The sequence below is a fragment of the Geodermatophilus sp. SYSU D01106 genome (genome assembly GCF_054049995.1).
This window is the reverse complement of the sequence record NZ_JBJGYM010000024.1, coordinates 58,548-65,484: the sequence shown is the minus strand read 5'-3', so window position 1 is coordinate 65,484 and position 6,937 is coordinate 58,548. Positions and strand designations below refer to the sequence as shown.

7 protein-coding genes and 2 tRNA genes are annotated in these 6,937 nt (G+C 73.9%); 2 read left to right on the top strand and 7 right to left on the bottom strand.

Annotation, left to right across the window (positions count from 1 at the left end; genetic code table 11):
* Nucleotides 1-140: 140 nt before the first annotated feature.
* Both ACI78R_RS20255 and ACI78R_RS20250 read right to left on the bottom strand, forming a co-directional pair.
* Entirely contained in the window at nucleotides 141-677 is a 537-nt protein-coding gene (locus ACI78R_RS20255) for a peptidylprolyl isomerase (RefSeq protein ID WP_073422086.1), read from the bottom strand.
* A gap of 59 nt (nucleotides 678-736) precedes the next feature.
* Entirely contained in the window at nucleotides 737-1,792 is a 1,056-nt protein-coding gene (locus tag ACI78R_RS20250; RefSeq protein ID WP_457042057.1) for a class I SAM-dependent methyltransferase, read from the bottom strand.
* Between the two features lie 532 nt (nucleotides 1,793-2,324).
* On the opposite strand from ACI78R_RS20250, the gene ACI78R_RS20245 reads away from it, so the two are divergent.
* A complete protein-coding gene (locus tag ACI78R_RS20245) occupies nucleotides 2,325-3,032 on the top strand; it encodes a leucyl/phenylalanyl-tRNA--protein transferase (RefSeq protein WP_457042056.1) in 708 nt (235 codons plus the stop codon).
* Nucleotides 3,033-3,247: 215 nt separating this feature from the next.
* Nucleotides 3,248-4,546, top strand: coding sequence for a lipopolysaccharide biosynthesis protein (locus tag ACI78R_RS20240; RefSeq protein WP_457042055.1), 1,299 nt, complete (start codon nucleotides 3,248-3,250; stop codon nucleotides 4,544-4,546).
* 149 nt (nucleotides 4,547-4,695) lie between these two features.
* Here the strand turns inward: ACI78R_RS20240 and ACI78R_RS20235 are convergent, their stop codons facing one another.
* From ACI78R_RS20235 to ACI78R_RS20215, 5 genes are all read right to left on the bottom strand, one after another.
* Nucleotides 4,696-5,226: an SET domain-containing protein-lysine N-methyltransferase gene (locus ACI78R_RS20235; protein WP_457042054.1), complete on the bottom strand. Its 531-nt coding sequence runs from the start codon at nucleotides 5,224-5,226 to the stop codon at nucleotides 4,696-4,698.
* A gap of 282 nt (nucleotides 5,227-5,508) precedes the next feature.
* Nucleotides 5,509-5,581, bottom strand: a tRNA-Ala gene (locus ACI78R_RS20230).
* 28 nt (nucleotides 5,582-5,609) lie between these two features.
* Nucleotides 5,610-5,762, bottom strand: a complete 153-nt coding sequence (locus ACI78R_RS20225) for a DLW-39 family protein (RefSeq protein WP_175562937.1) — start codon at nucleotides 5,760-5,762, stop codon at nucleotides 5,610-5,612.
* Nucleotides 5,763-5,837: 75 nt separating this feature from the next.
* A tRNA-Ile gene (locus ACI78R_RS20220) sits at nucleotides 5,838-5,911 on the bottom strand.
* A gap of 62 nt (nucleotides 5,912-5,973) precedes the next feature.
* Complete coding sequence (locus ACI78R_RS20215; protein WP_457042053.1) at nucleotides 5,974-6,789, bottom strand: DUF3566 domain-containing protein; 816 nt, start codon at nucleotides 6,787-6,789, stop codon at nucleotides 5,974-5,976.
* Between the last annotated feature and the right edge of the window lie 148 nt (nucleotides 6,790-6,937).

The window sequence follows — 6,937 nt, the reverse complement described above, 5'->3', positions numbered from 1 at the left end:
CTGCAGGGCGGGTATTTCGGGGCGGGGCCCGCGCCGCGCCCCCCCCCCGGGGGCCGGGGCGGGGGGGGGGTTGGTGGGGGGGGGGGGGGGGGCGGGGGGCGCCCCCGCGCCGCCGGCGCCCTCGTCGGGCGGGGAACCGGTCAGCTGCGCTGCACCTCGACCGACTGGATGACGACGTCCTCGACGGGCTTGTCGTTGCGGCCGGTGCGGACGGTGGCGATGCGGTCGACGACCTCGCGGCTGGCCGGGTCGGTCACCTCGCCGAAGATCGAGTGCTTGCGGTTCAGGTGCGGGGTCGGGCCCACGGTGATGAAGAACTGCGAGCCGTTGGTGCCGGGGCCGGCGTTGGCCATCGCGAGGAGGTAGGGCCGGTCGAACTGCAGCTCGGGGTGGAACTCGTCGCCGAACTGGTAGCCGGGGCCGCCGAAGCCCTGACCCAGCGGGTCGCCGCCCTGGATCATGAAGCCGGAGATGACCCGGTGGAAGATCGTGCCGTCGTAGAGCTTGTCGGTGGTCTTCTGCCGGGTGGCCGGGTGCGTCCACTCACGGCGGCCCTCGGCCAGGTCCGCGAAGTTCGCGACCGTCTTGGGCGCGTGGTCCGGGAACAGGTCGACGGTGATGTCGCCGTGGTTGGTGTGCAGCACCGCGCGGCGGGCGGGCGAGGTCGATTCGGTCACGTCCCCACTCTCCCATCCCCCGGCGGGGCGGGTCCGGGCCCGCCCCGCCGGGGCGGAGGTCAGGGCCGGGCCTCCAGCACCAGGTTGAACGGCGTGCTGGCCGCCCGGCGGACCCGCGTGAAGCCGGCCTCGCGCAGCAGCGCCGTCAGCCGGGCCTCGCCGGCCTGGGCGCCGAGCGCCGTCGCGGGCGGCGCGGTCTTGGAGTGCGCGACGCAGATCGCCGTGGACGCCGTGTAGTAGAGCCGGCCCACCGGGTCGAGGTTGTCCTCCAGCCGGTCGCCGGCGAAGGGCTCGACCAGCATGAACACGCCGTCGTCGGCGAGCGCCTCCCGCACGTGCCGCGCCGCGGTGAGCGGGTCGGGCATGTCGTGCAGCGCGTCGAAGACGGTGACCAGGTCGTAGCCGCTGCCCGGGAAGTCCGCGGCCGAGGCCACCTCGAACGACACCCGGTGGCCGAGGCCGGCGTCGCCCGCCCGCTTGCCGGCCACCTCGACCGAGCCCCGGTGGTAGTCGAAGCCGGTGACCGTCGTGGCCGGATAGGCCTGCGCCATCAGCAGGCTGGAGGCGCCGTGACCGCAGCCGACGTCGGCCACCCGGGCGCCGGTGCGCAGCCGCTCCTCCACGCCGTCGAGCGCGGGGATCCACGACGGGACCAGCGCGGCGGCGTAGCCCGGCCGGAAGAAGCGCTCGGTGCCCTCGAACAGCTCGGGGTCGTGCCGGTGCCAGGCGAAGCCGCTGCCGGTGCGCACCGCCTCGGTCACCGGCTCGACGTTGCGGGCGAGCGCGACCGGGAGGTGGAAGGCCGCGGCGGCCTGCATGCCGTCGGGCGCGGCGAGCAGGAAGGCCTGCTCCTCGGTGAGCGAGAACCGCTCGGTGTCGGGGTCGTAGGTGACGTAGCCGCCGGCGGCCTGGCCGGACAGCCACTCGCGGACGTGCCGCTCGTCGACGCCTGCGTGCCGGGCGACGTCCTCCGGCGTCGCGGGCATCACGGCGGCGAGCGCCTGGTACAGGCCGAGCCGGTCGCCGATGACGGCGTTGACGGCGTGGAAGCCGGCCCCGACGTCGGTGACGAAGCGGCCGAGCAGGGCATCGAGGCGGTCCTGGTCGATGGTCATGGCCATCCCTGGGGGTGCGGGTGGGTGCGGGGAGCCCGCGGGGCGGGCCCGGGTGCGCCGGCGGCCCGGGGGCCGGGGGCGCGGGGAGGGCGGCCTCGTTCCGGCCGTCCGGCGCCGGCCTGCCGCTGGGCAGGCAGCCGGGACCCTGGCCCCGTCGCCGGGCCGGCGTCAACGGAGACGCTCCCGGCTCGCCCGGCCCCGTCCCGGTCGGCCAGCCGGCAGGCCAGCGCCACCGCCGCGAGGCCCACCACGACCACCCACGGGTGGGCGACGGCGGCCTCCTCCAGGCCGGCGAGCGGGTCCGCCAGCACGCCGAGCCGGACGAGGGCCCACCCGGTGGCGGGGGCCAGCGCGACCGCCGCGGACTCGGGATCCCTGCCGCGGCTTGCGTGGCACGCCCGTTCGCAGGGACTCATCCTGGCGGCGCGACTGTCGCCGCGCGCGAAGTCGGCCGCCGCCTCTACGTCGATCACTAGGCTCCGGTGCCCCCGGACGAAGGGTGGGCTCGGTGTCTCGTGCCACAGGCCTGCGGATGGTCGGCCGTGCGATCCGCCAGATCGCGGTTGGTGAACTCGCCCGGATCACCATCGGCGTATCTCCGGACGAAGTCCGCCGCCGCGCGGACGCCGGCCACTTCCCGTTCCCGCGATCACAGCGGCTCCCACTCGTCCCCTGGCACTCACCGCGCCAACGGGCGCTTCTCGATGCCGGGTCGGTGCACCTCGGCCGGACGTTGCGTCGGCGACTGCTGCAGAGGGGATGGGTCACCAGCCTCGACGAGGCCTTCGAGGAGGTGATGCGGCACTGCGCAGACCGGGAGTGGACCTGGATCACCAGCCCCATGCGCGAGGCACTGCGCGAGTTGCACCGGCGGGGGGAGGCGCACAGCCTGGAGGTCTGGGACGCTGACGGCCGGCTGATCGGCGGGACGTTCGGTGTCCAGACCGGTGGTCTGGTCAGCGCCGACTCCCTCTTCCACACGGTTGACCATGCGTCGAAGGTGGCCCTCGTCGATCTGGCCAGCCGGGTACGGAAGGCCGGCGGCGTGGGCGTCGACTGCCAGTACATCACTGCCCACACGCGTGCTCTCGGTGCTCAGGTCATCAGCAGAACGGACTTCCTCCGGCTCCTCGCGGACGCGCGTGAGATCCAGGCGGACCTCCAGACCGAGCGCTTACCAGCCGCCCGGTTGGCCGATCACGAGTCGCCGGATGCCGTGGGCAGCGGTGACGCCGGCTGATGGCGGAGCCCGCTGGTCCACCCCCGGCGGAACACGACCAGGAAAGGACTGCATCGGGGACCGCGATCATCCCTGTCGGCGATGCAGACGGGCGAGGCCGTTCGGGGGATCGGGCGGAGCGGCTACCTCCCGCCCCGGATCGCCGGCTCGGAGTCGAGTGGCAGGACGGGGGCACCGTTGACGTGGAGGGGCAACGTCTACCAGGACACTCCTGGATGAAGGTCGGCATCCTCGCTCGGACGAGGTCAGGCCCGCCGCGGACGGCGCGCCTCGGCAACGTCCAGGTGCCGCTCTGGTCGATCGTCCACGCGGGCGTCCAGATGGGTGTCGGACTGCTCTCGGCCCGCTGGCTGGGGCCAGCCGACCGCGGCCATCTGGTCCTCGCGACGACTCTGGGAAGCCTGCTGCTGCTGATCGCGAGTATGGGCACAGGCGCGGCCTCTCGGGTGGTCCTCGCCGAGCCAGGCTCCTGGTGGACCTGGTCGCGCTACCTCCGACTGGCCGGAGTCCTCACCGCTGTTCATGTCGCGTTCAGCGCCACGGTGGGCGCCTTCCTGCTGTCCCTGCTGTCGTCGGCCGGTCCCGGCGTCCAGCTCGGCTTCGTCCTGTACTCCGCCACCGCACTGATCGGGCACCTCGTCCGGGATGGCTTGCACGGGCTGGGCCAGCACCGGACGTCCGTTGTCATCGACGTCGTCGCCGCGGTCGTCCAGCTGTGCTTGATCGTCGTCGCGTACACAAGCGGCAACTACTCGCCCACGACCGCGCTGTGCATCGCGAGCGCCTGCTTCTCCGGTGCAGCGGCCGTCGGGGTGGTCCTTGGTCGGCGGGGGGAGGGCAGCCGGCCCCCAGGCGTCGACGCCGGGGAGTGGTGGCGGCGCGCCCGAGGACTTCTCGGCTTGAGCCGGCTGGCGCTGGTGGCTGCGCTCGGCCAGTCGTTCGTCTCCATCGGCGACAGGCTCGTCCTCGGCGCACTCGGGCCTGCGGAACAGGTCGGCATCTACAGCGCCGCCTCGACGTTCGCCGCGATGAGCGGCGTGGCCCCGATGGCGCTGACGGCGCTCATCACGCGCAAGACCGCCGCGCGAGGAACGCTGGACACGTGGCGCCGGACCCATGTGCTGGTCCTGTCGCTCACCGGCCTGACGGCCGCTGCGGTCGGGCTGTGCGGGTGGTTCGTGATCCCCCTCCTCCTCGGGGACGCGTTCGTGGACGCCCGGACCCTGTTGCCGATCTTCTGCGCGGCCGGCGTCCCTTACGCCAGCTACCTCTTCGACTCCGCAGCCTGCGCCGGCCTCCGCGACCTGCGTACCGGTGCTGTCGGCGCGCTCGTCGGCTGCGTGCTCCTGGTCGGTCTCGCCGCGATCGGGTACTCGGCGCTCGGCTCTCACGGCGTGGCGTGCGGCGTCCTGGTCACCTACGTACTGATGGCCGCGATCGCACGGGTGCGACTCCGCAGGGCGGCGTCCGGACCGCACGGCACCGGCCCGCGGCCCGCGACGGCTGGCTCGTGAGCCAGGCCGGCGTACAGGAGGCGGCAATCGGCCCGGATCCCTCAGTACGGCAGTCAGGTCCGTCACCCACCCGCTCGCATGGGCGTCGATCGCTCCAGCACAGCCCCGACCACGGCCGTGGGCGGATCGGCCCAGACAGCGGCGTGCCGTCAGCGCCCTGATCGGCCGCGCAGCGTCTCGCGGTCCACGACGTGCCAGTAGAAGCTCCCGTAGTCGCAGTAGAGCTCGTCCCCCTCTGCGATCGGCCGACTTGCCGTCATCACCCACGTGCCGTCGTCCGGACGCACGTCCGTACGGATGTTCCGCCGCTCCGCATCGAAGTGGTGATTGACGTAGCGTGCGAGGACCTCCGGGCGCGTCCGGGCATCTATCCAGACCCGTCGGCCCTTGCGGCTCTTGCCAAGGCCCACCACATATCGCCAGTCCGGAGTGCGGAGAGCCTGGACGGTGGACAGCGTGGTGCCGGAATAGACGCTCACTTCTTCACCCGGCGCGAACGGCCGGCGAGCGAAAGCCCCGAGCCCCGCACCGGGTATGCGGGATGGCGCGACGAGGAGGTCGGGACTGCTGGGCAGCTCGGACGGGGTGGGCGTCGACCTACCGTTGACGGGGAAACGGCAACCGAGCCAGTGCAGGGTGCGAAGGAGCATCACCCTGCTATGGAACTTGAACTTCGCCATGCCGACCCCTGCACCATCGTCAACGCGGAGAGCAGCCCTCCACGGCGACGACGGACGGTTCCGCACCGCCGACGAGCTTGTCAAGGCGAGCCGCCGTACCGGTGGCGTTTCTCGCTGACTGGCTCCGGACCATCCGTGAGCAGCTGACACGGCGCCCGAGTGGCCGATCGGCTGAACAGGGTGTGGGCGTACGCCGCGACGGGTCGCGGACGTCGTGCGGACCGTGATGCCGTGGGAGGGCTCCCTTGGACTCCCACGGAGGTGGATCCGTAGGTCAGTGGGTGGAGACGAGGGGAATCGAACCCCTAACCCCCGCCTTGCAAAGGCGGTGCTCTGCCAATTGAGCTACGTCCCCGGGACGGCCCCCTCGCGGGGGCCGCGGGTCAGCGGGTGGTGGGGCGGCTGACGGCCTGCGGGCCGTTGGTGGCCTCGTGCCACAGGTCGGCCTCGCCCCTGCCCGCGCCGGCGGAACGACGGCGGACGGCGACGACGGCGGCACCGGCCGCCGCGGCGACCAGGGCCAGCTGCTTGAGCACTCGGTACCTCCTGGGGACGACCGCGGCGCCGGACGGGGCCGCGCTGCCGCGGTGCTCGGGGCACCGGTACACGGGTGGGCCTGGGAGGACTTGAACCTCCGGCCTCATCCTTATCAGGGATGCGCTCTAACCGCCTGAGCTACAGGCCCGTGAACCTCAGCAAGCGTACAAGGGCGTCCCGGGGCCCCGGCGGGCGGGGCCCCGGACCGTCCTAGTCGCGCTCGGCGAGGGTGACCTCGAGGCCGCCGACGAGGTCGGCGCAGAGGTTGTAGATGAACGCCGCGACGGTGCACAGCGCGGTCATCAGCACGATGTTGATCGCGCCGATGACGGCCGCGCCGCCGAAGACGATGCCCGGGGTGATGACGTCGCCGCCGCCCTCGCCGCCGGACGCGGTGCCCAGCTGGCCGAACAGGTCGTTGAGGGTGTCGAAGACGCCCAGGCCGGACAGGACGCCGAAGAGGATCCCGACCGCGACCATCCAGATGAAGAACATCGCGATCGACACGACCAGCGAGATCTTCAGCGCCGACCAGGTGTCGATGTGCCGCAGCTGCAGGCGGGCGCGCCGCGGGCCGCGGTTGCCGCGGTTCTTGGCCGGCCGGCCGGCCGCCTGGCCCTGCTGCTGCTGGCCCTGCTGCTGCGGGGCCTGCTGCTGGGCCTGCTGCGGCGCCTGCTGGGCGGGGGCCTGGGAGGCCACCTGCTGCGGTGCCTGCTGCGGCACGCGGCTGCCCGCCGGCGGCACGCCCTGGCCGGCCGACGGCGGCGGGACGGTCGCGTCGGCCGGGACCGCCTGCTGCGCCGGCACCGCGCTGCTGATCGGCTTGGTCAGCGACGCCGCCGGGGCGGAGGGGGCGGCACCCGGGGAGCCCGCGCCGGCGGGGGCGGCCCCCACCGCGGACGCGCCGGCCGGGGCGGCCGGCGTCTGCCCGGTGGCGGGCGCCGAGCCCGTCGCCGGGGCTCCGTCCGCTCCGGCTGCGCCCTCCGGGCGGACCCCGGTGCGCACCGCCTGCGGCCGGTCGCTCATGCCGTTCTCCCGTTCGCCTGCGGCCCTCGCCGCGCTTTCGCGCCCGGGGTGACCGGCGGGGTGCCGGTGGCGCCCGGGCGCCGGTCGTGTCCGTCAGCGGGAGCCGGGGGCGCGTGGCGGCCGGTGGCCACCACGCGCCGTGCTCCCG